The organism is Streptomyces sp. NPDC050263 (genome assembly GCF_040655955.1).
Classification (GTDB): domain Bacteria; phylum Actinomycetota; class Actinomycetes; order Streptomycetales; family Streptomycetaceae; genus Streptomyces.
Window position 1 is genome coordinate 22,442 of record NZ_JBFAKW010000065.1, and the last position, 22,346, is coordinate 44,787.

Below are 22,346 nucleotides of genomic sequence, written 5' to 3' on the forward strand. Positions count from 1 at the left end.
CATGGGCCGTGCAGCCGTACGACGGCTGCTCGCCGTGCCCGTGCTGGCCGGCCTGGCCGGTCTGCTGGGCGGCTGCGGCATCCGGGCCACCGAGGTGCCGACCGACTTCGGGCCCGCGCCCTCCCGGGTGCGCTGCTCGCTCACCGAGCCGGACGTCACCTCGCAGGCCGCCCGCGCGGGCGTGCCGGTGCAGGTGTTCCTGCTGTGCGGTTCGTCGCTGGTGGCCGTGGACCGGTCCGTGCGGGTGCCGGACGGCACGCCGGACTCCGAGCGGCGGGTGCTGGTGGCGCAGGGTCTGCTCGACCAGCTCGCCGAGTCGCCGTCGGCCGCCGAGAAGGAGGCCGGGTACACGACGGACGTGCGCGGCGGGATGTCGGTGAGCGGGCCGCGCCCGCGGGACCCGGACGACGCGCTGCGGCTGAGCACCTCGCCCGGGGACCTGACCTCGTTCGCCCTCGCCCAGGTCGTCTGCACGTTCTCCGACTCGGCGGCGGCCGAGGGCGACGGCTCGGTGGTGCTGGGCGGGCCCGGCTCCGATCCGCTGCGCCGCTACGAGTGCACCGACGAGGTCCGCGCCCGCCCCGGCAGCACGGAACCCCCGTCGTCGGCGGTCACGGACGGCGGCTGAGCCGCTCCGCCGAAGCTCGTGTGTCGGACGCCTCATGGCGTGCCCGGCGCGGGTCGTCGTCGCAGGTCACCGTCTGCCGAGGGGCAGTGGCGGGCGGGCCGGACCGTGGACGTCCGCCGGTCGCGGCGGGTGCGCCGGAACCGATCGTGCCGAGGGGCGCGTCTTGGGGGGCGTGCAGCGTCAAGGCTCCATCGGCGGCAGCGCCGCGATCCGCATCCGCGCGACCGGGATTCTCCTCCTGGCCGCCCACCTCGTGTTCGTCGCCTGGGTCACGCTGCGCCCTCTGAACGTTCCCTGGGTGATGCCCGCCAACCTCCATCCGTTCGACGGGATCCGCGCCGATCTGCGGCTGGGCTGGCCCGTGGCGGCCCGGCGGATCGGCGCGGGGCTGGGGCTGCTCGCCCCGCTGGGCGTCCTGCTGCCGCTGGTGCACGGCCGGCTCCGGGTCTCGCCGCTCGCCTCCCTGATCCGTACGGTGACGGCGGGCGCGCTGCTGTCGCTGGGCATCGAGCTGCTGCAGACCGGGGTGCCCGGTCAGGTCGTGGACGTCGACTCGATGCTGCTGAACACGGTGGGGGTGGCCCTCGCGCACGTCGCGGTGGTGCCGGCGGTCCGCGCGTGGCTGCGCCGCAGGGACGAGCTCCGGGAGCCTGCCGCGGTCCGTCAGGAGGAGACGGCTCAGGGTCGGACCCCGAGGATTCCCAGGGTCGGTATCGCCCCGTAGAGCGACGCTTCGTCCCCTTCGTCTCCGTAGCGTTGAAGGCAGATGGAGGACGGCCGCAGGGGCCGCTCCTCCCCCACTCTCGACTTCGCTCGAGCGGGGGCCCATCGCTCACGAAGGAGCCGCAGATGTCCAGCCTCGCCCGCCCCACCAACGGCCGCATGATCGGCGGAGTGTGCGCCGCGCTGGCCCGGCGCTTCGGCACCTCCGCGACCACGATGCGCGTGATCTTCCTGCTCTCGTGTCTGCTGCCCGGCCCGCAGTTCCTGCTCTACATAGCGCTGTGGGTGCTGCTCCCCTCGGAGGACAAGGCGGCCCGCACGGCCTGGTGACGGCCTGGTGACGGCCGTCCACGACAACGCCGTTGGGGCGCACCCGGTGCTTTTCGGGTGCGCCCCAACGGCGTGGTGCGTGACGCGTGCCGCGCCGCTCAGCCCAGCGGGATGCCGTTGATCGGCAGGCCGTGGGTGGGCAGGCCCTGCAGCGGCAGACCGCCGAGCAGCCCTGCGACGGGCGCGGTCGGGCTCCCGGCGAGCAGCTTCTCGGCGACCGGCTGGGCGGCGGCCAGGCCGGCGCCGAGGGCCGGCTGGGCCTGCGTCAGGGCCTGGCCGGCGGCGCCGGGCAGCACCTGGGCCACGGTCTCCGTCGGCAGCGTCTTGGTGATGCCGTCCAGGGCCTGCGTGGCGTCGGGAACGGCGGGGGCGGCGTTCGCGGCGCCCGCACCGACGGCGGCGAAGGCGGCACCGAGAGCGGCGACACCGAGGGTCTTGGCAGCAGACTGCTTCATGATAAATGCGTCCTCGAATGGGATACGGGGAACAGAGCGGTTCTCGACCGTAAACACGAGGAGGGGGCGACGGCAAACATCGAAATGCGGACGGTTGGTGAACACCCGCCCGCATTCCATACCCGCCATCGGTCTGCGATCAGTCCTCCGAGGTCACAGAACCGCTGGTGGAGGCGGTCTGCTGGAACAGCCATTCGGACTTCAGCTCGGCATATCCGGGCTTGATCACGTCATTGATCATGGCCAGTCGTTCATCGAAAGGAATGAATGCTGACTTCATAGCATTGACCGAGAACCACTGCAGATCGTCGAGCGTATAACCGAACGCGTCGACAAGGTGCTCGAATTCCCGGCTCATGCTGGTGCCGGACATCAGCCGGTTGTCGGTGTTGACCGTGGCCCGGAAGTGGAGCCTGCGCAGCAGCCCGATGGGGTGCTCGGCGTAGGAGGCGGCCGCCCCGGTCTGGAGGTTGGAGGACGGGCACAGCTCCAGCGGGACGCGCTTGTCGCGCACGTACGAGGCGAGTCTGCCGAGCTTGACACCGCCGTCGGCGGCGACCTCGATGTCGTCGATGATGCGCACCCCGTGCCCGAGCCGGTCCGCGCCGCACCACTGGAGCGCCTGCCAGATGGACGGCAGCCCGAAGGCCTCGCCGGCGTGGATCGTGAAGTGGTTGTTCTCGCGCTTCAGGTACTCGAACGCGTCGAGGTGCCGGGTGGGCGGGAAGCCGGCCTCCGCGCCCGCGATGTCGAAGCCGACGACGCCCAGCTCCCGGTAGCGGTTGGCGAGTTCGGCGATCTCCAGCGAGCGGGCCGCGTGCCGCATCGCGGTGAGCAGGACGCCGACGCGGATGCGGTGCCCGTTCTCGCGCGCCGTCCGCTCCCCGTCCCGGAAGCCCTCGTTGACGGCCTCGACGACCTGTTCGAGGGTGAGCCCGCCATCGAGGTGCTGCTCGGGCGCGTACCGCACCTCGGCGTAGACGACGCCGTCCTCGGCGAGGTCCTCGGCGCACTCGCGGGCGACCCGGACGAGCGCCTCGCGGGTCTGCATGACGCCGACGGTGTGCGAGAAGGTCTCCAAGTACCGTTCCAGGGAGCCGGAGTCGGCGGCCTCCCGGAACCAGATGCCGAGCTTGTCGGGGTCGGCCTCCGGAAGTTGGGCGTACCCGGTCTCCCGGGCGAGGTCGACGATCGTGCCGGGACGCAGCCCGCCGTCGAGATGGTCGTGCAGCAGAACCTTGGGCGCCCGCCGGATCTGGTCCGAACTCGGGATGATGCCCGCCTGGATGCTCTGGCTCGTCATTTTCGCACTCTAACTCCTACGCGCGTAGACGGCGCGTTGCGCAACTCCGCCGATACGCAACGGTGACCGCGCGGACGGGTGGAGTACACCAGCGCTTCTGACACTGTTCTGTCATGGCACAGGAAGTGACGCCGGTTCGAACGGCCCGGCTGGGAAGGGCGCTCGGCCCGGAACCGACGGCGGTCAGCGGGGTGGTGCTGCTGCTCCCGGGCGGCGAGGAGACCTCAAGTCGCAGACCGTCGCCCCTCTGGGCGGCCGCCTCCGTCCGGGGCCTGGGGCGCAAGCTCACGCGGGCCGGACACGAGGAGGGCCTGGCCGTGCACGCCGTGCACTACCGCTACCGCGGCTGGAACGGCAGCGAGGCCCATCTCGCCGCCGACGCGGCCTGGGCGGCCGACGAGGTCGTCCGGCGGTACGGGGACGTTCCGGTGTGTCTGGCCGGCCTCGACATGGGCGCGCGGGCCGCGTTGCGCGCAGGCGGCCACGAGGCCGTCAACTCCGTGCTGGCGATCGCTCCCTGGCTGCCGGAAGAGGACAGGGCGGCCCCACCCGAACCGGTGAAGCAACTGGCGGGGCGGCGGGTGCTGATCGTGCACGGCACGAACGACGAGCGGTGCGACCCCGAACTGTCGTTCCGGCTCGCGGCGCGGGCGAAGAAGGCGAACCGGGAGGTGTGCCGGTTCGAGGTGCACACGGACGGGCACGGTTTACACCAGTACCGGGCGGAAGTGCTGGCTCTGGCCGAGGACTTCGTGATGGGTGTGCTGTTCGGGCGGGCGTTGGCCCGGCCGGTGGAGGACGCGCTGGCGGCTCCGCCGCCGTTGGGGTTGCGGATGCCGTTGGCCGTGGGGTTCGGTCGGTCGTTGCGGCGGTAGGGGTGGGGGGAGCCTCTGGGGGCCGACCCTGGGGGCTGCCCCTAGGGGGCTTCTGATGGATCTCCGTGGGAGAAGGAGCGGCGTTCGGTGCGTGCTCTCGGTGTGCCGGGCGAGAGTCCTCGTAGCGGAGCTACTGGGGCTTTCGCCCGGTGCGGCGAGAGTGCGTGCCGGGCGTCGCGACGCCGCGGAGATCCATCAGAAGCCCCCTAGGTCGGTAGCAGGCTGCCCCTTTTCGACAGCAGGAACTTCTTGAAGGCTGCTACCGGCGGGGTGTCCGGGTGGCCGTCCAGCCAGGCCACTCCGATCTCTCGGGCCGCTCTCGGCGAGGTGACCGTCAGTTCCACCACCCCGGGGCGGGCCACCGCCGGCGGAGGCAGCAACGCAACCCCCAGGCCCGCCGCCACGAGCCCGCGCAGCGTCTCCGCCTCCTCGCCCTCGAAGGCGATCCTCGGGCGGAAGCCGGCCTCCTTGCAGAGGTCGTCGGTGATGCGGCGCAGGCCGTAGCCGGGTTCCAGGGTCACGAAGGTCTCGTCGGCGGCCTCGGCCAGGCGGACTCGCCTGCGGGCGGCGAGGCGGTGGTCGGCCGGGACGACCAGGCGGAGTTTCTGCTCGTCCAGGCGGCGGGCGACCAGGTCGGGGGCGTCCGGGACCGGGGAGGTCAGGCAGAGGTCCAGTTCGCCGGCGCGGAGGCGTTCGATCATCGCCTCGCCGTAGTTCTGGACGAGGCTGAAGCGGACGCGCGGATGGTCGGCGCGGAAGGCGTGGATCAGGCCGGGGACGGTCTCGGCGCCCATGGTGTGCAGGAAGCCGAACGCGACCTTGCCGGTGGCCGCGTCGGCGTCCGCGCGGACCTCGTCGGCGGCCTTCTCGATCTCGGCGAGCGCGCGATCGACCGAGGTGAGGAAGGTGCGGCCGGCGGGGGTCAACGAGACCGTGCGGCCTCTGCGGGCGAACAGGTCGACGCCCAGGTCCTGTTCGAGGCGGACCATCGCCCGCGAGAGCGTCGACTGCGGGACCTGCATCTCCTGCGCCGCCCGCGTGACGTGCTCGGTGCGGGCGACTCCGGCGAAGTAGGCGAGCCGGGGCGCCAGCAACATCACCATGTCTTCTGTGTCACTGGACGGTGACAGGTGGGGCTGTGACCTGTGTTGATGCACCATGGGAACGATTATGCCGAGTCCGTGCATTGGACGGATGAACCGGGGCGTACGTAGTTTCGAGGCATGTCTCCCGCCAGTACCGGGGCGTCCACGATCGTGGGCGCCGTTCCGACCGTCCCCTCCACCGTCGCCTCCGCCCCCGCCTCCGACTCCGACTCCCGTATGACGCCAGGTGGGCCCGGCTACCGTCGGATGAGCCTCGCGCTCTTCCTCGCCGGTGTGGCGACCTTCGCCCTGCTGTACTCCACGCAGGCGCTGCTGCCGCTGATCTCCGGCGACTTCGGGGTGGCGGCGAGCCAGGCGAGCTGGACGGTGGCGGCGGCGACCGGCGGACTGGCGCTGTTCGTCCTGCCGATGAGCGCACTGTCGGAGCGCTATGGCCGCCGTACCGTGATGACGGCCTCGCTGGGCGTCGCGGTGGGCGTGGGCCTGCTCGTTCCCTTCGCGCCGTCGCTGGGCGCGCTGGTCGTGCTGCGGGCGGTGCAGGGCGCGGCCCTGGCCGGGCTGCCGGCCTCGGCGACCGCGTATCTCGCGGAGGAGGTCCGGCCCAAGGCGCTGGTCACGGCGATCGGCCTGTTCGTGGCGGGCAACAGCGTCGGCGGGATGAGCGGCCGGGTCATCACCGGCTGGGTCGCGCAGGAATGGGGCTGGCGGGTCGCGGTCGGCGCGATCGGCGTGCTGGCGGTGGCCTGCGCGATCGCCTTCCGACTGCTGCTCCCCGCGCCGCGGCACTTCAAGGCCGGTTCGCTCGCGCCCCGGGTGCTGGTCCGGACCGTCCGCGGTCACCTCGCCGACCCGCTGCTGCGTCGGCTGTACGCGATCGGCGCGCTGTTCATGACCGTCTTCGGCGGCGTGTACACGGTCATCGGCTACCGGCTGACGGAGGCCCCGTTCTCCCTCCCCCAGGGCATCGTCGGCTCGATCTTCCTGGTGTACCTGGTGGGCACGGTGTCGGCGTCGACGGCGGGCCGGCTGGTCGGACGGCTCGGGCGGCGCGGGGCGCTGTATCTGGCGGGCGGTACGACCGCCGCGGGTCTGCTGGTGTCGCTGGCGGACTCGCTGGTGCCGGTGCTGCTGGGCCTGGTGCTCATCACGGCGGGCTTCTTCGCCGGGCACGCGGTGGCGTCCTCGGCGGTCAGCCGGACGGCGACGACCGGTCGCGCCCAGGCCTCCGCCCTCTACCAGTCCGCGTACTACATCGGCTCCAGCGCCGGTTCCACGGTCGGGGCGATCGCCTTCCACTCGGGCGGCTGGGCCGGCACGGTCGGCGTGGGCGTCCTGGCGGTGCTCGGCGTCGTGACGATCACGGTGCTCGGGACCCGGGCGGCCCGTCGCCAGACCCTGGTCGCCGCCCACTGAACCATCTGGGTTCCCCCAGCTCAGGGCCGGTTGTCAGTGGTGGCGCGTAGCCTGCGCGCGACAACTGGCTTGAGCAGGGGGCTTGTCCATGGAATTCCGGATCGATCGCGGTGACCTCGTCGAGGCGGTGGCCTGGGCGGCCCGCGCGCTGCCCGCCCGTACGCCCGTGCCGGTGCTGGGCGGTCTGTTGCTGGACGCGGCGGCCGGGCGGCTGAGCGTGTCGGGGTTCGACTTCGAGACGGCGGCGCGGATCGAGACGGACGCCGAGACGGTCGTCGAGGGCCGGGTGCTCGTGCTCGGGCGCAGGCTGCTCGACATCTGCAAGGTGCTGCCGGACGGGCCGGTGAGCTGCTGCCTGGACGGGACGCGGTTCACGGTCGAGGCGGGCGGCACCAGCTTCGGCCTGTCGACCCTGCCGCGCGAGGAGTACCCCACCCCGCCCGCGCCGCCCGAGCCGTACGGCACGGTGGACGCGGCCGCGTTCGCGACCGCCGTCGCCCAGGTCGCGGTGGCGGCGGGCCGGGACGACACCCTTCCGGTGCTGACGGGCGTCCAACTGCGGCTGGACGGCGACGAGATGACGTTGTCGGCGTCGGACCGGTACCGGTACGCGGTGCGGCGGCTGGGGTGGAAGGCGGAGGCGCAGGCGGCAGCCGGGGGTGTGGTGGAGGCGCTCGTGCCCGCCCGGCGGCTGCTGGACGTGGCCCGGTCGCTGGCGAAGTGCGGGGTGGTGCGGGTCGGGTTCGACGGGGCCTCGGGGAGCGGGCCGATCGGGTTCGAGGGCGGGCGGATGCGCTCGGTCGTGCGACCGCTGGACGGGCGGCTGCCGGCCTACGGGAAGCTGTTCGACATGGCGGGGGCGGCGGTCGCCGAGGTGGAGTGCGGGCCGCTGACGGAGGCCGTGCGCCGGGTCGCGGTGGTGGCGGAGGCGAACAGTCCGGTACGGCTGGACTTCTCGGCGGAGTCGGTCCTGCTGCGCGCCGGGTACGGCGACGACGTGGCCACACAGCGGCTGCCCGCCGTGCTGACCGGGGCCGCGGAGGTGACCGTGGCGTTCAACCCGGCGTATCTGCTGGACGCGCTGGCCTCGTTCGAGGCGCCGGGGCTGCGGGTGGAGCTGCTGGGGACCGGACAGCGGGCGCTGCTGGGCGCGGCGGACGCGCCGGACGCCCATCGACATCTGTTGATGTCCGTGAAGCAGCTGGTGTGAGAGCGGCTTGGACTGCGCCTTTGACCTGCACTTTTGTTCACTCGGCGGGCCATTGTCAGTGGGCTGCGATAGCTTCCGAAGTGCTGGGCGCAAAGACGCGTGACAGGACGGCCACAGGGGTGGGTGGACGATGAGCAACAGCACGGCGACGACGACGGAGATCGACGTCGCACTGGAGAAGCACCGGACCGAGCTGACCGGCTACTGCTATCGGATGCTCGGCTCGTCCTTCGAGGCGGAGGACGCGGTGCAGGACACCCTGGTGCGGGCCTGGCGGAGCTACGACAAGTTCGAGGGCCGCGCCAGTCTGCGCTCGTGGCTGTACCGGATCGCGACGAACGTGTGTCTGGACATGCTGACGGCCGGCAACAAGCGGGCCAGACCGATGGACCTGTCCGAGGCCACGCCGCTCGCCCGGGCGGCCCTGTCCCCCCGCCCCGACAACACCTGGCTGGAACCGATGCCCGACGCCCGTGTGCTGCCGACGGTGGAGGACCCGGCCGAGGCGGCGATCGCCAAGGAGTCCGTGCGGCTGGCGTTCATGGCCGTGCTCCAGCAGCTCCCGCCGAAGCAGCGGGCGGTGCTGATCCTTCGGGAGGTGCTGGCGTGGAAGGCGAGCGAGGTCGCCGAGCTGCTCGACACCTCGGTCGCCTCGGTCAACAGCGCGCTCCAGCGGGCCCGGGCGACGCTCGCCGAGCGGGAGGCCGCCGGCGCGGACGCGGCGGTGTCGGACCCGTTGGACGAGGAGCAGCAGAAGCTCCTCGAACGCTATGTGGCGGCCTTCGAGGGCTACGACATGACGGCGCTGACGGCCCTCCTCCACGAGGACGCCATCATGACGATGCCGCCGTTCGACCTGTGGCTGACCGGCCACGACGACATCACCGGCTTCATGACCACGATCGGCTCGGCCTGCGAGGGGTCACGGCTGCTGCCGGTCCAGGTCAACGGGCTGCCGGGCTTCGCGCAGTACAAGCCGGACCCGGAGAAGGGCGGGTTCAGCCCGTGGGCGATCCAGGTCCTGGAGATCTCAGACGGCCGCCTCACCGGGTTCCACTTCTATCTCGACACCCAGCGCTGGTTCCCGCTCTTCGGTCTCCCCCTCCACCTCGAAGCTGAGGCCGACGAGGTCGAGCAGGGCGCGTAGGGCGGGCTCGGGGGCGCGGAGCCTGATGTGTCCCCCGGCCCGCCGGGCGGCGAGCTGGAGCCGCGCCAGCAGCTCGACGGCGGCGAGCCCGGGCGGCCCGATGCCGGCCACGTCGCAGACGACCACCCCGGCGCCCGGGCCGGCGCCGGTGTCCGCCAGCAGCGCCCGTACGTCGTCGTCGAGCCCTGTCACCCGGGTGCGGGCGACAGGGGCGGTCAGGGTGAGCACGGGCGGTGTTTTGGGGTCCACGTGCGGTAGACCCCAAGGCGGGGCTCAACTCATCGGAGCCGGGAAGCCCGCGGTGTCCAGGGCGTACGCGAACGGTTCGGGGAGTTCGATCACCTCGCCGAAGGGGCGGGCGCTCAGCAGCCGGTAGGTCCCGTCCGCGGGCTCCCCGTACAGGGTGACGGTGGGGCCGCCCGGGGCCACGCCGTCGACGAGCAGGTAGAGGGGGACGCCGGCCTGGGCGTAGCCGGCGGCCTTGCGGACCCGGTCGTTGTCGGCGGTGGCCTGCGAGGTGATCTCGACGACGAGCCGGGCGGCCGCCGCGGGGACGAAGTCGTCGCCGGCGACGCCCATCGGCTCCCGGGGCAGCACGACCAGGTCGGGCACATAGAGCCCGAGACGGGCGGGTACGGCGGTGGCGAGCCACTGGTAGACGCCCCAGTTCTCCGGGATGACCTCGTAGAGGCCCCGGGTCAGGCTCTGGGCGATGCCGTGGCCGGCTCCGGCGGTCAGCGGCATGACGGTGACCAGCCCGTCGATGATCTCCGCCCGGCAGCCCTTGGGGACGACGGTGTGCCGCCAGACCCAGACGGCTTCGTCCCAATCGTCGTCCGTCAGGACGTAGTCACCGAAGTGAGCGCTCATGCGCGCCATCCAACAAGCCGGACCGGGCCGGTGGACCTCCACCGGCCCTGTTCACCCGGATGAGGGGAAAGACCAGGTGAGGACGGGTCAGGCGATACGTTCCAGCACCACCGGCGAGGCGGTGAAGGCGGTTCCCGGCGCGTCGATGTCGTAGGCGCCCGCCACCGCCTGGAGCGCGTAGTCGAAGCGTTCCGGGGTGTCGGTGTGGAGGGTCAGCAGAGGCTGGCCCTCCCGCACGGTGTCGCCGGGCTTGGCATGGAGCTCGACGCCCGCGCCCGCCTGCACCGGGTCCTCCTTGCGGGCGCGGCCCGCGCCGAGGCGCCAGGCGGCGATGCCGATGTCGTAGGCGTCGAGGCGGGTGAGGACGCCGGTGGAGCGCGCCTTCACGACGTGCTGTTCCTTCGCCGTGGGCAGCGCCGCGTCCGGGTCGCCGCCCTGGGCCGCGATCATGCGGCGCCAGACGTCCATCGCCGAGCCGTCGGCCAGGGCCTTCGCCGGGTCGGCCTTGATTCCGGCCGCGTCGAGCATCTCGCGGGCGAGCGCGATCGTCAGTTCCACGACGTCCGCCGGACCGCCGCCGGCCAGCACCTCGACCGACTCACGGACCTCGAGGGCGTTGCCGGCCGTGAGGCCGAGGGGGGTGGACATGTCGGTGAGCAGGGCGACCGTCTTCACACCGTGGTCGGTGCCGAGGCCCACCATCGTGGACGCCAGTTCCCGCGCGTCCTCGATCGTCTTCATGAAGGCGCCCGTGCCCACCTTCACGTCCAGGACCAGGGAGCCCGTGCCCTCCGCGATCTTCTTCGACATGATCGAGGACGCGATCAGGGGGATCGCCTCGACCGTGCTGGTCACGTCCCGCAGTGCGTACAGCTTCTTGTCCGCCGGGGCCAGGCCGTCGCCCGCCGCGCAGATCACCGCGCCGGTGCCGTCCAGCACGGACAGCATCTCCTCGTTGGAGAGCAGGGCGCGCCAGCCGGGGATCGACTCCAGTTTGTCCAGGGTGCCGCCGGTGTGGCCGAGGCCGCGGCCCGAGAGCTGGGGGACGGCCGCGCCGCAGGCCGCGACGAGGGGGGCCAGCGGAAGGGTGATCTTGTCGCCGACGCCGCCCGTGGAGTGCTTGTCGGCGGTCGGGCGGGACAGGGTCGAGAAGTCCATGCGCTCGCCGGAGGCGATCATCGCGGCCGTCCAGCGGGCGATCTCGCGGCGGTTCATGCCGTTGAGCAGGACGGCCATGTTCAGGGCGGCCATCTGGTAGTCGGCGACCTCGCCGCGGGTGTACGCGTCGATGACCCAGTCGATCTGCTCGTCGCTGAGCTCACCGCGGTCCCGCTTGGTGCGGATGACGGAGACGGCGTCCATGGCCATGGCTTTCCTTCCGGTGCTGCACGGTGGTGCGATACGACGTTTCAGAAACCGCGCGGCCCCTCTGCGCCAGTCAGAGGGGCCGCGCGGGCGCTACTTGGTGAGGTGGTCCGGGCCGAAGGCCTGCGGGAGCATCTCGGAGAGCGGCAGGATCCCCGCCGGCGTCTCCAGCAGCAGCTCCGCGCCGCCGAACTCGTACAGCAGCTGGCGGCAGCGGCCGCACGGGACGAGGATCTCGCCGCGGCCGTCCACGCAGGTGAAGTGGGTGAGCCTACCGCCGCCGGTGTTCTGCAGCTCCGAGACCAGCCCGCACTCGGCGCACAGGCCGAGCCCGTAGGAGGCGTTCTCGACGTTGCAGCCGGAGACCGTGCGGCCGTCGTCCACCAGGGCCGCGACCCCGACCGGGTAGCCCGAGTAGGGGGCGTACGCACGGAGCATGGCCTCGCGGGCCAGTTCGCGCAGCGCGTCCCAGTCGACGTCGGACCGCGGGGTCACTTGCCCTGGCCCTTCCGGTAGCGCATGCCGTCGGCCTTGGGCATGCGCAGGCGCTGCGCGGACAGCGACAGCACCAGCAGCGTGACGACGTACGGGGTGGCGCCCACGAAGTCGCTGGGGACCTCGTCGGTGAACAGGTACCAGAGGAGGACGAGCGCGGCCACGAGGAGGCTGATGCCGGCCTGCCAGTGCGCCTTGCGGTACAGCTTCCAGCCGGCCAGCCCCGCGAGGAGCACGACCAGCAGGAGCAGCAGCGCGTGGACGGTCTCGCCGCCGTTGCGCAGCTGCAGCGCGTCGGAGTAGCCGAACAGGCCCGCGCCCATGGCGAGGCCGCCGGGACGCCAGTTGCCGAAGATCATGGCCGCGAGGCCGATGTAGCCGCGCCCACCGGTCTGGCCCTCGAGGTAGGTGTGCGAGGTGACCAGCGCGAGGAAGGCGCCGCCGAGGCCGGCGAGGCCGCCGGAGACGGCCACGGCCGCGTACTTGTACTTGTAGACGTTGACGCCGAGGGACTCCGCGGCGATCGGGTTCTCACCGCAGGAGCGCAGCCGCAGGCCGAACGGGGTACGCCACAGCAGCCACCAGCTGCCGACGAACAGCAGCGCGGCGAAGATCGTCACCACGGACAGGTCGGTGACCAGGCCGCCGAGGATGCCCGCGATGTCGGAGATCAGGAACCAGTGGTGGTTCTCGAGGGACTTGAGGCCGTCCGAGAGACCGGGCACGTCGACGCTGGGCAGCGTTTCCACGGGCGGGGACTGCTTGGGGTTGCCGCCCGCGTCCGCCGCGCCGCCTTCCGAGAAGAAGATCTTGGCCAGGTACTGGGTGATGCCCAGCGCGAGCAGGTTGACCGCGACACCCGAGACGATGTGGTCGACGCCGAAGGTGATGGTCGCGACGGCGTGCACCAGCCCGCCGAGGACGCCGAAGCCGACGCCGCACAGCAGGCCGAGCCAGGGGTTGGACTGCCAGCCGATCCAGCCGGCGCCGAAGGTGCCGAGGATCATCATGCCTTCGAGGCCGATGTTGACCACGCCGGAGCGCTCGGACCAGAGGCCGGCCAGGCCGGCGAGGCCGATGGGCACGGCGAGGCCGAGGGCGGCGGACACCTGGCCCTCGGAGGTGAGCTGGTCGGAGCCGGTGATGCTGCGGACCGCGGCGACGAGCAGCAGCGCGCCCGCGACGATCATGAGGATCTGGCCGACCGAGCGGCCCGACCGGGTGCCCGCGGAGTCCGCCTTGGGTGCCGCGGGGGGCGGCGTGTCGGTCATCGTGGCAGTCATCACGCCACCTCCTGCTTCTGGGTCGGGGCGGCGGCCTGGGCGGCGAGCTCGGCACCGACCCGCTGCTGCTGGCGCTTGAGGCCGTAGCGGCGGACGAGCTCGTAGGCGATGACGACGCACAGGACGATGACGCCCTGGATGACGCCGAGGATTTCCTTGTCGTACCCCTCGAACTCGAGGTGGTTGGTGGTGCGCTCCAGGAAGCCCCAGAGCAGCGCGCCGAGGGCGATGCCGACCGGGTTGTTGCGGCCGAGCAGGGCGATGGCGATGCCGGTGAAGCCGATGCCCGAGGGGAAGTCGTTGCTGAACTGGTGGCTGTCGTTGAGCAGGGTCGGCATGCCGATCAGGCCGGCCACCGCACCCGAGATGACCATGCTGGTGGCGATCATCTTCTTGACGGAGACACCGCTCGCGGTGGCGGCGCTCTCGGACTGGCCGACGGTGCGCAGGTCGAAGCCGAACCGGGTGCGGCCGAGCACGAACCAGTACGCGACGCCGACGAGCACGGCGATGACGATGAAGCCCCACAGCACGCCGGCCGGGCCCGTGTCGATGCTGAAGAAGTACGAGGACTCCGGCAGCGGCGTGGTGGAGATGACGGTGCCGCCGCTCTGCAGCTCGGCGAGCTTACCCGGCTGCAGCAGGTAGGCGATGATCGCGGTGGCGATCGAGTTCAGCATGATCGTCGAGATGACCTCGCTGACGCCGCGGGTCACCTTGAGGATGCCCGCGATGGCCGCCCACAGCGCACCGGTCGCCATGGCGCACAGAATGATCAGCGGGATGGCGATCCAGCCGGGCACGGTCAGCGCGCCGCCGAGGACGGCGGCGACGAACGCGGCGATCCGGTACTGACCGTCGACGCCGATGTTGAACAGGTTCATGCGGAAGCCGATGGCCACCGCGACACCCGCGAGGTAGTACGTCGTCGCCTTGTTCAGGATGTAGACCTGGCTGTCGCTGGCGGTGCCGTAGGTCACCATGTCGCTGAAGGCGGCGCCCGGGTTCTTGCCGGTGGCGAGGATGACCAGGGCGGTGACGACGAGCGCGGCGACGATCGCCAGCAGCGGCGCCGCGATGCCGAGGAGCAGCCGCTCCTTGTCGATGCGTTGGGTCAGCTTCTTCATCGGGCGTCGTCCTCGTCGTCCTCTGTGTGCTCCAGGTGGCCGGTGGCCGCACCCGTCATGGCGGAGCCCAGCTCCTCGGGGGTGATCGTGGCGGGGTCGGCATCGGCGACCAGACGGCCGCGGTACATCACCCGCAGGGTGTCGGAGAGCCCGATGAGCTCGTCCAGGTCGGCGGAGATCAGCAGTACGGCCAGGCCCTCGCGGCGGGCCTCGCGGATATGGTCCCAGATCGCGGCCTGCGCACCGACGTCCACGCCGCGGGTGGGGTGGGCGGCGATGAGCAGCTTGGGCGCGTGGCTCATCTCGCGGCCGACGATCAGCTTCTGCTGGTTGCCGCCGGACAGCGAGGCCGCGGTCACGTCGATGCCCGGCGTACGGACGTCGTACGCGTCGATGATGCGTTCGGTGTCGGTCCGGGCGGCCTTGATGTCGAGCAGCTGGCCGCGGGAGTTGGGCTTCTCGGTGACGTGGCCGAGGATGCGGTTCTCCCACAGCGGTGCCTCGAGGAGCAGGCCGTGGCGGTGCCGGTCCTCGGGGATGTAGCCGACGCCGGCCTCGCGGCGGCGGCGGGTGGGGACGTCGGAGATGTCGGCGCCGTCGAGAGTGATGACGCCGGTGTCCGGGTGGCGGATGCCCATGATCGCCTCGACCAGCTCGGACTGGCCGTTGCCCTCCACGCCGGCGATGCCGAGGACCTCGCCCTTGTGGATGGTGAGGGAGATCTCGTCGAGGATGATCCGCTCGACGCCGTCGAGGTCCGTCTGGCTCAGGTGCAGCTTGTCCACCTCGAGCAGCGGAACGTCCGTGACCGTGGACTCCTCGGTCTCCGGAGTGGGCAGTTCGCTGCCGACCATCAGCTCGGCGAGCTGCTTGGGGGTGGTGCCCGCCGGCTCGACCGTGCCGACCGTGGTACCGCGCCGGATGACGGTGATCTCGTCGGCGACGGAGAGGACCTCGCCCAGCTTGTGGGAGATGAAGATGACGGTGAGGCCCTCGGCCTTGAGCTCGCGCAGGTTGTCGAAGAGGGCGTCGACCTCCTGCGGCACCAGGACGGCGGTGGGCTCGTCGAGGATGAGGGTCTTGGCGCCGCGGTAGAGGACCTTGAGGATCTCCACGCGCTGGCGGTCGGCGACGCCGAGCTCCTCCAGGAGGACGTCGGGACGGGCGTTCAGCCCGTAGGCGTCGGAGATCTCCTTGATCTTCGTACGGGCCTTGGCGCCGATGCCGTGGAGCTTCTCCGCACCGAGAACGACGTTCTCCAGGACGGTGAGGTTGTCGGCGAGCATGAAGTGCTGGTGCACCATGCCGATGCCGCGGGCGATGGCGTCGGCGGGGTTGCTGAAGGTGACCTGGTCGCCGTTCACGGTGATGGTGCCCTCGTCCGGCTGCTGCATGCCGTAGAGGATCTTCATCAGGGTGGACTTGCCGGCGCCGTTCTCACCGCACAGGGCGTGGACGGTGCCGGTGCGGACCGTGATGTCGATGTCACGGTTGGCGACGACGCCGGGGAACCGCTTGGTGATGCCGCGCAGTTCGACGGCAGCGGGAGGGCTGGACGCGTTGATGGCGCACTCTCCTGGGGGGAAAGGGGCTGCGTAGGGGAGGGCAGGCGTCGGCGACGCTAGCGCGGCAACTCCGTGCTACACGCGTAGAGTTGACACATTGTTATGGCTCGACGAGGGGGGTTTCGAACACCCCCCTCGTCGAGCCGAGGTCCGGCGGGATCCGTCAGGTCACGGGGTGGTCTTGACCGTGATGGTGCCGTCGACGATCTTCTGCTTGGCTACGTCCAGCTGGGCCTTGATGTCGTCGATGAAGCCACCGCTGGTGGCCAGTCCGACACCGCCCTTGGCGAGCGAGTAGTTGTTGGTGCCGGTCAGCGGCTTGCCGTCGTGCACGGACTTGACGAAGTCGTAGACACCGACGTCGACGTTCTTGATCATCGAGGTCAGGATCGAGTTCTTGTACTTCGCCAGACCCGGGATGTTGTACTGGTCGGAGTCCACTCCGATGGCCCAGGCGCCCTTGGTGCCGGAGACGGCCTCGATCGATCCGTTGCCGGAGGATCCCGCCGCCGCGTAGACGACGTCGGCGCCGTTGTCGAGCATGCCGGACGCGGCCTCCTTGCCCTTGTCGGGGCTGGAGAAGCCGGACAGGTCGGAGCCGTGGGTCAGGTACTGGACGTCGACCTTGACCTTCGGGTTGGTGTCCTTGACGCCCTGGGCGTAGCCCGCCTCGAACTTCTTGATCAGCGGGGTGTCGACGCCGCCGATGAAGCCGACGTGGTTCTTCTTGGTCTTCAGCGCCGCGGCGACACCGGCCAGGTAGGAACCCTGCTCCTCGGTGAAGGTGATGCTGTTGACGTTCTTCGCGTCCACCACCGAGTCGACGATGCCGAAGCTGACCTTCGGGTACTTCGCGGCGACCTTGGTCATCGAGGTGGCGTAGGAGAAGCCGACGCCGACGATGGGGTTGTAGCCGGCGTCCGCCAGGTCGGTCAGGCGCTGCTCACGGTCGGCCTCGGTGTCGGAGGTCTTGGCGGTCAGCTCCTTGATCGAGCCGCCGAACTCGGCCTTGGCCTTGTCGGCGCCGCGCGCGGCGGAGTCGTTGAAGGAACGGTCACCACGGCCGCCGACGTCGAAGGCGAGACCGATCTTGACGCCGCTGCCGCTGCTGCCCGCGGAGGCAGAGGACGAGCTGTCGTTGTCGGAGGAGGTGCTGCCACATGCAGTGGCAGTCATTGCGAGAGCTGCGGTCGCGATACACGCAGCGGAAAGCTTGGCTACCCGGCGCACGGGAAGGCTCCTTCACCTGACCAGCGCCTCGTCGGCGCTTGATGTGAGCACCATGCCAGTGCTCGAGCCGGAACGCCCGGCGGCGTTGGCTTCGCGGCATCGTAACGCGCGTAGATGTCAGAAAAACACCCCCCGCGACGCCGTTATCGATTCGAGGCAAACACCGCCTGAACTCGGCCCCTTGCGGCTTCCCGCCAATGATTTCGAACCGGGGACGAATGGCTTACAACAGTGTTGCGCCGGTAGGCGGAACGACCCTCGCGGGAGCCGTTCCCCCGCCCGTTCAGCTCGTGCGGGTCGTCGCGTCGAGCAGCGCGGCGGCCGTGAAGAGCTCCACGCCGACGGTGATCGCCGACTCGTCCGCGTCGAAGTCGCCCTGGTGCAGATCGCGCACGGTGCGCTCGCCGGGCGGGCGGACGCCGAGTCGGGCCATCGCGCCGGGCACTCGCTCCAGGTACCAGGAGAAGTCCTCGCCGCCCAGGCTCTGCTCGGTGGACTCCACGCCCGCCTCGCCGCGCCGGACGACCATGGCGTCCCGCAGCAGCCCGGTGACGTCCGGGTCGTTGACGACCGGGGGGACGCCCCGCACGTAGTTGATCTCGGACTTGGCGCGGTGCAGGTTGGCGACCTCGTCGATCGCGGCGACGACGATGTCCGGGGCCTGCCGCCACGCCTCGATGTCCAGGCAGCGGACGGTCCCGGAGAGCTCGGCGTGCTGCGGGATCACGTTGGGCGCGTGCCCGCTCTCGATGCGGCCCCAGGTGACGGCGAGCCCGGCGCGGGTGTCGACCCGGCGGCCGACCAGCGCGGGCACGTCGGTGACGACCCGGGCGACCGCCGTGACGAGGTCGGTGGTCAGGTGCGGGCGGGCGGTGTGGCCGCCGGGGCCGTCCAGGGAGATCTCCAGCCGGTCGCAGGCGGAGGTGATGGAGCCCTCGCGCAGACCGATCCGCCCGGCGTCCACGCGCGGGTCGCAGTGCACGGCGATGATCCGGCCGACGCCCTCCAGCGCGCCGCACTCGATGGCGTCGGCGGCGCCGCCGGGCAGCACCTCCTCGGCGGGCTGGAAGATCAGCCGCACCGGGCGCGGCAGCCGGCCCTGCCGGTGCAGCTCCGCGAGGACGAGCCCGGCGCCGAGGACGACGGTGGTGTGCACGTCGTGGCCGCAGGCGTGGGCGCGGTCGGGGACGGTGGACCGGTACGCGCACTCGGTCTTGGTGTCCGGGATGGGCAGCGCGTCGATGTCGGCGCGCAGGGCGAGGACGGGAACGCCGTCCGCCTCCGCGCCCACGGTCCCGATGTCACAGATGAGGCCGGTGCCGATGCCGAGCACGCGTGGCCGGAGCCCCGCCTTCTCGAGGCGGGCCTTGATCGCGGCCGTCGTTCGGAACTCCTGGTTGCCGAGCTCGGGGTGCATGTGCATGTCGCGGCGGAAGGCCACGAGCTCTGCGCGCAGCGCCTCCGGCAGGGTGCCTGGGAGCACACCGGGGAGCGCGTCTTCCCCGGAAGGATCGGCCTCGGACTCTCGGGACATCAGTTGCTTCACCCTCTGAAGGGTAGGACGCCGGGACGGTCGACCGACCTACGATCAACAAAAGTTCAACCCGTCAGGGGAAGAAAAGTCGGTCGCGCGGCGCATGGCTGCTGTGGGCGGTGGGTAAACTCGACCGGCTTTCCGGCAGCCGCCCACACTTCTTCCTTCCTTTCACGGATACCACGGACCACACCCGGCACGCCGTGTCTGTCCACGTACCGGGACCGTGACCGGTGGCCGATCCCGAAATCATCACCCGCACGCGGCCGTTCCGCCACGCAGTGCGACCGGTGGAGGGGTTCCCGCGTGGCCCCGGGGGCCCCTCAGACCGCGCTGACCGCCGCCAGTCTGTGGACGTTTCTTGCCGTTCCCGTCACGCCGGAGAGGAAGCCCTGGGCTCTCGGGGAGGCGTGCTCGGTGAGCCAGGCGGGGTCGATGTCGCAGACCGTGACGCGGACGTCGGTGCCGGAGAGGGCCAGGGGCAGGGTGTGCACGACCGTGGAGGGGAAGCCGAGGACCGTCCGGCCGATGGGGTCCCGGCGGGCGATCAGCTCCAGCGGGAGGTCCGGGCGGACGATCTCGAGGCCGGTCTCGACGGCCAGCCGGTGGAGTTTCTCCGTGCGCTCGCGGCGGTGGGCGAAGCAGCGGGTGACACCGTGCGCCTCGGCCGGCGTCCGGACGGCCTCCAGGTAGTGGTCGGCGTCGACCACGCCCGTCTCCACCAGCGAGGTGCCCACCATGTCCGCGGCCTTCGTCACGCGCGGCGGGCCGAACCGGTCCCGGGTCCAGGCGAAGGAGTTCGCCGTGAGGGTGACGCCGGCGGGGGCCTCCTGTATCGGCATGGAGGAGAAGACCTCGACGCCGCGGGCCGCGCTCGGGGGGAGGCGGCGGGCCCTGGCGGAGACCGGGGCGAAGAGCAGGTCGCGGGGGCCGGAGCGGCCGCGTAATTGGCAGTGGGGTGCGGTGAGTCGACTTACAGCGCAAGCCTGCCGGAACAACCGCCAGGTCGACCTATGCCCGCGCGTATCGCGCCTCGATCCCCGCGATCACCAACTCCAGCCCTTCCCGGAAATGCAGGTCGTAGTCGGCGAAGATCTCCGCGCCCGCCTTCGCCGCCAGGGGGAATTCGCTCATCAGCCGGGCGCGCTCCTCGACGTCGTATCCCTCGCGCCGCTCGTCGGGCAGCGGCTGGACGCCCTGCTCCTCCGTGACGAAGCCGATCGTGTAGAGGTACGTCGTCGAGGTGGCGCGGACCGCCTCCGCGAGGGCGAAGCCGGCGGCCGTGAACAGGCGCAGGCTGTCCTCCATCTGTTCGGCGTGCTCGATGCCGGTGAAGCGTGAGCCGCTGAAGACCTTCGCGCCGTCGCGGTAGCCGCGCAGCGCCTCGCGCAGCCCGTGGTTGGACTTGCGCAGCCGCGCCTGCCAGGTGTCGGCGGGATCGAGGGCGGTGTCGGCGACCATCCGCCGGTACATCTCGGTCGCCATCTCGTCCAGCAGGGCCTGTTTGTCCTTGAAGTGCCAGTACAGGGCGGGCGCCTTCACCTCCAGCTCCTTGGCGATGGCCCGCAGGGTCAGCCCGTCGAGGCCCACCTCGTTCAGGAGCCTGAGTGCGGTGTCCGCGACCCGCTTGCGGTCGAGGGGGGCTCGTCGTCCGGTACTCACACTTGACAGTTTAACGCCGTTAAGGCCACGCTGACGGAGAACGGGACTTAACAACGTTAAGGAGAGACTGGCCGTGCAGCGGACGCAGCAGACACAGACGGACGTACTGATCGTCGGCGCGGGCCCCACCGGCCTGGTCCTCGGCATCGACCTGGCCCGGCGCGGGGTGCACGCCCTGGTGGTGGAGCGGGGCGACGGGCTCGCGCGGGGCTCGCGCGACAAGGGCCTCCAGCCCCGCACGATGGAGGTCTACGACGACCTCGGCGTCCTCGACGAGATCCTCGCCGCCGGAGGGCCGTACCCGGTGGGCATGATCTGGACGGACGGCAGGCAGACCGGCGAGTACCCGATGTTCGACCCGGCGCAGGACGGCGAGGAGGGCTCCCGGTTCACCGGCCCCTGGATGGTCCCGCAGTGGCGCAACCAGGAGATCCTGTCGGCCCGCCTGGGGCAGCTCGGCGGGTCGGTGGCCTTCGGCCGCGAGCTGACGCGGATCGAGCAGGACGAGACGGGCGTGACGGCGTACTTCGCCTCCGGCGGACCGGTCCGCGCCCGGTACGCCGTCGCCGCCGACGGGGGACGCTCGGCGGTGCGGCGGGCGCTGGGCATCGCGATGACGGGCGAAGTGCTCGACCCGAACCCGACACTGGTGGCGGACGTCCGGGTCTCGGGCCTGGAGCGGGCGTGGTGGCACGTCTTCCCGCCGAGCGGGGAGGACTCGGACTTCCTGGCCCTGTGCCCGCTGGCCGGGACGGAGGACTTCCAGCTGGTGGCACGCTTCCCGGCGGGGACGGACCCGGACCTCTCCCCCGAGGGCATCCGCAAGCTCGTCGCCGACCGCACCCACCTCGCCGCCGAGGACGTCACCGAGGTCGGCTGGGCGTCCGACTTCCGCCCGCGCGCCGCCCTGGCCGACCGCTTCCGCGAGGGCCGGATCTTCCTGGCCGGGGACGCGGCGCACGTCCACTCCCCCGCCGGCGGCCAGGGCCTGAACACCAGCGTCCAGGACGCGTACAACCTGGGCTGGAAGCTGGGCGCGGTACTGGGCGGACGAGCCCCCGAGGCGCTGCTGGACACCTACGAGGAGGAACGGCGTCCCATCGCCGCGGACGTGCTCGGCCTGTCGACGGCGATCCACCGCGACGAGGCGAGGCGGGGCGCGGCGACCCGCCAACTGGGCCTGAACTACCGCGGCTCCTCCCTCAGCGTGGAGATCCGCGAGACCCCGGACGGCCTCCGCCCCGGCGACCGGGTCCCGGACCTGACGGTCGACGGCGTCCGCATCTTCGACCGGCTCAGGGGCCCGGACTGGACCCTGCTGACCCTGGACTCCGGCGTGTTCCTGGTCCGCCCGGACGGCTATGTGGGCTGGGCGGGCGCCACGACGGAGGGCATGGACCGCTACGCGGCGGCGGCCGGTGCCTGAGCGTCAGCCGTCGAGAAGGGTGTCTACGGAGAGTTCGACGCGGACACCCACAGACTCCGGAATGGGCACGCTCTGCCCTCGCTCGAAGCGCTGCGGGTCGGGATACTTCCCGTCGGCCGGGTCGGCGTAGAGGAGCACCTCGCCGTGCTTACGGTCCGCGATGAGGTAGGCGGGGATACCGGCCTGGGCGTAGCACTCGACCTTGACATAAAGGTCGTCGGACCAGTTGGAGGAAGTCACTTCGACGACGAGACGGAAGACGTTCGGGGCGTAGTGGTTCTTCGTGACGTGGGCGTCGCGGAAGTCCTCGTCGACGACGGAGAAGTCGGGGATCGCGAAGTCCTCGGGCAACGTGGGCAATCAGAGACCGATGCCCTGCACGTATTCGTGGCCCGATTCAACGAGCCCCGCCCGATCGAAAGCCCTACCCAGCTTCGTCAGCGACAGGGCGTGCGAGCCGTCCGGCGGCGGTGTCGCAGTGAGCCTCCCCTGGAGAATCTCCACGCGGTGCCCAGGCAGTGCACGGGAAAGCTGGTCGGCGGCTTCGCTCAACGTCAGCTCGTGTTGCAGTACGGCCACGGCATCCTCCTTTTCGGGGA

The 22,346-nt window shown here is 71.3% G+C and carries 23 protein-coding genes and 1 pseudogene; 8 read left to right on the forward strand and 16 right to left on the reverse strand.

Going from position 1 to position 22,346, the window contains the following annotated elements; genetic code table 11:
- The first annotated feature begins 1 nt into the window (after position 1).
- The 3 genes from AB0J04_RS26450 (at position 2) to AB0J04_RS26460 (ending at position 1,681) form a co-directional block, all read left to right on the forward strand.
- Positions 2 to 628, forward strand: a complete 627-nt coding sequence (locus AB0J04_RS26450) for a hypothetical protein (protein ID WP_363171065.1) — start codon at positions 2 to 4, stop codon at positions 626 to 628.
- A gap of 172 nt (positions 629 to 800) precedes the next feature.
- Positions 801 to 1,352 carry a VanZ family protein gene (locus AB0J04_RS26455; protein ID WP_363171066.1) on the forward strand — a complete coding sequence of 184 codons (552 nt, stop codon included), beginning with the start codon at positions 801 to 803 and terminating at the stop codon, positions 1,350 to 1,352.
- A 125-nt stretch (positions 1,353 to 1,477) separates the two neighbouring features.
- Positions 1,478 to 1,681, forward strand: coding sequence for a PspC domain-containing protein (locus AB0J04_RS26460; protein WP_190150823.1), 204 nt, complete (start codon positions 1,478 to 1,480; stop codon positions 1,679 to 1,681).
- A gap of 98 nt (positions 1,682 to 1,779) precedes the next feature.
- On the opposite strand, the gene AB0J04_RS26465 is transcribed toward AB0J04_RS26460, so the two are convergent.
- Positions 1,780 to 2,136, reverse strand: a complete 357-nt coding sequence (locus AB0J04_RS26465; RefSeq protein ID WP_363171037.1) for an ATP-binding protein — start codon at positions 2,134 to 2,136, stop codon at positions 1,780 to 1,782.
- Positions 2,137 to 2,275: 139 nt separating this feature from the next.
- On the reverse strand, positions 2,276 to 3,439 hold the full coding sequence (locus tag AB0J04_RS26470) for an adenosine deaminase (protein WP_363171038.1): 1,164 nt from the start codon (positions 3,437 to 3,439) through the stop codon (positions 2,276 to 2,278).
- 113 nt (positions 3,440 to 3,552) lie between these two features.
- On the opposite strand from AB0J04_RS26470, the gene AB0J04_RS26475 reads away from it, so the two are divergent.
- Positions 3,553 to 4,314, forward strand: a complete 762-nt coding sequence (locus AB0J04_RS26475) for a prolyl oligopeptidase family serine peptidase (RefSeq protein ID WP_363171039.1) — start codon at positions 3,553 to 3,555, stop codon at positions 4,312 to 4,314.
- A gap of 206 nt (positions 4,315 to 4,520) precedes the next feature.
- Here the strand turns inward: AB0J04_RS26475 and AB0J04_RS26480 are convergent, their stop codons facing one another.
- Complete coding sequence (locus AB0J04_RS26480; RefSeq protein ID WP_363171040.1) at positions 4,521 to 5,474, reverse strand: LysR family transcriptional regulator; 954 nt, start codon at positions 5,472 to 5,474, stop codon at positions 4,521 to 4,523.
- Positions 5,475 to 5,537: 63 nt separating this feature from the next.
- Between AB0J04_RS26480 and AB0J04_RS26485 the strand changes: the two genes are divergently transcribed.
- From AB0J04_RS26485 to AB0J04_RS26495, 3 genes are all read left to right on the forward strand, one after another.
- Positions 5,538 to 6,833 carry an MFS transporter gene (locus AB0J04_RS26485; protein WP_363171041.1) on the forward strand — a complete coding sequence of 432 codons (1,296 nt, stop codon included), beginning with the start codon at positions 5,538 to 5,540 and terminating at the stop codon, positions 6,831 to 6,833.
- Between the two features lie 88 nt (positions 6,834 to 6,921).
- The gene (gene dnaN, locus AB0J04_RS26490; RefSeq protein ID WP_363171042.1) at positions 6,922 to 8,043 is read left to right on the forward strand and encodes a DNA polymerase III subunit beta; all 1,122 of its coding nucleotides are present in this window, start codon (positions 6,922 to 6,924) and stop codon (positions 8,041 to 8,043) included.
- Between the two features lie 130 nt (positions 8,044 to 8,173).
- Positions 8,174 to 9,190 (forward strand): sigma-70 family RNA polymerase sigma factor, encoded by a 1,017-nt coding sequence (locus tag AB0J04_RS26495; RefSeq protein ID WP_363171043.1) that lies wholly within the window; start codon positions 8,174 to 8,176, stop codon positions 9,188 to 9,190.
- On the opposite strand, the gene AB0J04_RS26500 is transcribed toward AB0J04_RS26495, so the two are convergent.
- The 11 genes and pseudogenes from AB0J04_RS26500 to AB0J04_RS26550 form a co-directional block, all read right to left on the reverse strand.
- On the reverse strand, positions 9,074 to 9,439 hold the full coding sequence (locus AB0J04_RS26500) for an STAS domain-containing protein (RefSeq protein ID WP_363171044.1): 366 nt from the start codon (positions 9,437 to 9,439) through the stop codon (positions 9,074 to 9,076). The two genes, AB0J04_RS26495 and AB0J04_RS26500, sit on opposite strands and share 117 nt — an antisense overlap.
- Before the next feature lie 24 nt (positions 9,440 to 9,463).
- Positions 9,464 to 10,060 (reverse strand): Uma2 family endonuclease, encoded by a 597-nt coding sequence (locus tag AB0J04_RS26505; RefSeq protein WP_363171045.1) that lies wholly within the window; start codon positions 10,058 to 10,060, stop codon positions 9,464 to 9,466.
- A gap of 87 nt (positions 10,061 to 10,147) precedes the next feature.
- Positions 10,148 to 11,428, reverse strand: a complete 1,281-nt coding sequence (locus AB0J04_RS26510; protein WP_363171046.1) for a thymidine phosphorylase — start codon at positions 11,426 to 11,428, stop codon at positions 10,148 to 10,150.
- 90 nt (positions 11,429 to 11,518) lie between these two features.
- On the reverse strand, positions 11,519 to 11,920 hold the full coding sequence (locus AB0J04_RS26515; protein WP_363171047.1) for a cytidine deaminase: 402 nt from the start codon (positions 11,918 to 11,920) through the stop codon (positions 11,519 to 11,521).
- The gene (locus AB0J04_RS26520; protein WP_363171048.1) at positions 11,917 to 13,203 is read right to left on the reverse strand and encodes an ABC transporter permease; all 1,287 of its coding nucleotides are present in this window, start codon (positions 13,201 to 13,203) and stop codon (positions 11,917 to 11,919) included. The genes AB0J04_RS26515 and AB0J04_RS26520 overlap by 4 nt, the downstream gene beginning before the upstream one ends.
- On the reverse strand, positions 13,203 to 14,330 hold the full coding sequence (locus tag AB0J04_RS26525) for an ABC transporter permease (RefSeq protein WP_363171049.1): 1,128 nt from the start codon (positions 14,328 to 14,330) through the stop codon (positions 13,203 to 13,205). The genes AB0J04_RS26520 and AB0J04_RS26525 overlap by 1 nt, the downstream gene beginning before the upstream one ends.
- The gene (locus tag AB0J04_RS26530; protein WP_363171067.1) at positions 14,327 to 15,862 is read right to left on the reverse strand and encodes an ABC transporter ATP-binding protein; all 1,536 of its coding nucleotides are present in this window, start codon (positions 15,860 to 15,862) and stop codon (positions 14,327 to 14,329) included. Before AB0J04_RS26530 ends, AB0J04_RS26525 begins: the two co-directional genes overlap by 4 nt.
- A 201-nt stretch (positions 15,863 to 16,063) precedes the next feature.
- The gene (locus AB0J04_RS26535; protein ID WP_363171050.1) at positions 16,064 to 17,125 is read right to left on the reverse strand and encodes a BMP family ABC transporter substrate-binding protein; all 1,062 of its coding nucleotides are present in this window, start codon (positions 17,123 to 17,125) and stop codon (positions 16,064 to 16,066) included.
- Positions 17,126 to 17,408: 283 nt separating this feature from the next.
- Complete coding sequence (locus AB0J04_RS26540) at positions 17,409 to 18,659, reverse strand: amidohydrolase (protein ID WP_363171051.1); 1,251 nt, start codon at positions 18,657 to 18,659, stop codon at positions 17,409 to 17,411.
- Between the two features lie 323 nt (positions 18,660 to 18,982).
- Positions 18,983 to 19,600, reverse strand: a pseudogene (locus tag AB0J04_RS26545) (hypothetical protein); the annotation flags it as partial.
- A 70-nt stretch (positions 19,601 to 19,670) separates the two neighbouring features.
- Positions 19,671 to 20,321 carry a TetR/AcrR family transcriptional regulator C-terminal domain-containing protein gene (locus tag AB0J04_RS26550; RefSeq protein ID WP_363171052.1) on the reverse strand — a complete coding sequence of 217 codons (651 nt, stop codon included), beginning with the start codon at positions 20,319 to 20,321 and terminating at the stop codon, positions 19,671 to 19,673.
- 73 nt (positions 20,322 to 20,394) lie between these two features.
- On the opposite strand from AB0J04_RS26550, the gene AB0J04_RS26555 reads away from it, so the two are divergent.
- A complete protein-coding gene (locus tag AB0J04_RS26555; protein WP_363171053.1) occupies positions 20,395 to 21,747 on the forward strand; it encodes an FAD-dependent monooxygenase in 1,353 nt (450 codons plus the stop codon).
- A gap of 3 nt (positions 21,748 to 21,750) precedes the next feature.
- On the opposite strand, the gene AB0J04_RS26560 is transcribed toward AB0J04_RS26555, so the two are convergent.
- Positions 21,751 to 22,107 carry a Uma2 family endonuclease gene (locus tag AB0J04_RS26560; RefSeq protein ID WP_363171054.1) on the reverse strand — a complete coding sequence of 119 codons (357 nt, stop codon included), beginning with the start codon at positions 22,105 to 22,107 and terminating at the stop codon, positions 21,751 to 21,753.
- On the reverse strand, positions 22,108 to 22,326 hold the full coding sequence (locus AB0J04_RS26565) for a hypothetical protein (RefSeq protein ID WP_363171055.1): 219 nt from the start codon (positions 22,324 to 22,326) through the stop codon (positions 22,108 to 22,110).
- Positions 22,327 to 22,346: the final 20 nt, after the last annotated feature.

Excerpts from the sequence above, each read along its gene's own strand:
- AB0J04_RS26520 (WP_363171048.1), bottom strand. The coding sequence starts at position 13,203 with ATGACTGCCACGATGACCGACACGCCGCCCCCCGCGGCACCCAAGGCG.
- AB0J04_RS26470 (WP_363171038.1), bottom strand. The coding sequence starts at position 3,439 with ATGACGAGCCAGAGCATCCAGGCGGGCATCATCCCGAGTTCGGACCAG.
- AB0J04_RS26505 (WP_363171045.1), bottom strand. The coding sequence starts at position 10,060 with ATGAGCGCTCACTTCGGTGACTACGTCCTGACGGACGACGATTGGGAC.
- AB0J04_RS26475 (WP_363171039.1), top strand. The coding sequence starts at position 3,553 with ATGGCACAGGAAGTGACGCCGGTTCGAACGGCCCGGCTGGGAAGGGCG.
- AB0J04_RS26510 (WP_363171046.1), bottom strand. The coding sequence starts at position 11,428 with ATGGCCATGGACGCCGTCTCCGTCATCCGCACCAAGCGGGACCGCGGT.
- AB0J04_RS26480 (WP_363171040.1), bottom strand. The coding sequence starts at position 5,474 with ATGGTGCATCAACACAGGTCACAGCCCCACCTGTCACCGTCCAGTGAC.
- AB0J04_RS26465 (WP_363171037.1), bottom strand. The coding sequence starts at position 2,136 with ATGAAGCAGTCTGCTGCCAAGACCCTCGGTGTCGCCGCTCTCGGTGCC.
- AB0J04_RS26460 (WP_190150823.1), top strand. The coding sequence starts at position 1,478 with ATGTCCAGCCTCGCCCGCCCCACCAACGGCCGCATGATCGGCGGAGTG.
- AB0J04_RS26540 (WP_363171051.1), bottom strand. The coding sequence starts at position 18,659 with ATGTCCCGAGAGTCCGAGGCCGATCCTTCCGGGGAAGACGCGCTCCCC.
- AB0J04_RS26495 (WP_363171043.1), top strand. The coding sequence starts at position 8,174 with ATGAGCAACAGCACGGCGACGACGACGGAGATCGACGTCGCACTGGAG.
- AB0J04_RS26525 (WP_363171049.1), bottom strand. The coding sequence starts at position 14,330 with ATGAAGAAGCTGACCCAACGCATCGACAAGGAGCGGCTGCTCCTCGGC.
- AB0J04_RS26485 (WP_363171041.1), top strand. The coding sequence starts at position 5,538 with ATGTCTCCCGCCAGTACCGGGGCGTCCACGATCGTGGGCGCCGTTCCG.
- AB0J04_RS26450 (WP_363171065.1), top strand. The coding sequence starts at position 2 with ATGGGCCGTGCAGCCGTACGACGGCTGCTCGCCGTGCCCGTGCTGGCC.
- dnaN (WP_363171042.1), top strand. The coding sequence starts at position 6,922 with ATGGAATTCCGGATCGATCGCGGTGACCTCGTCGAGGCGGTGGCCTGG.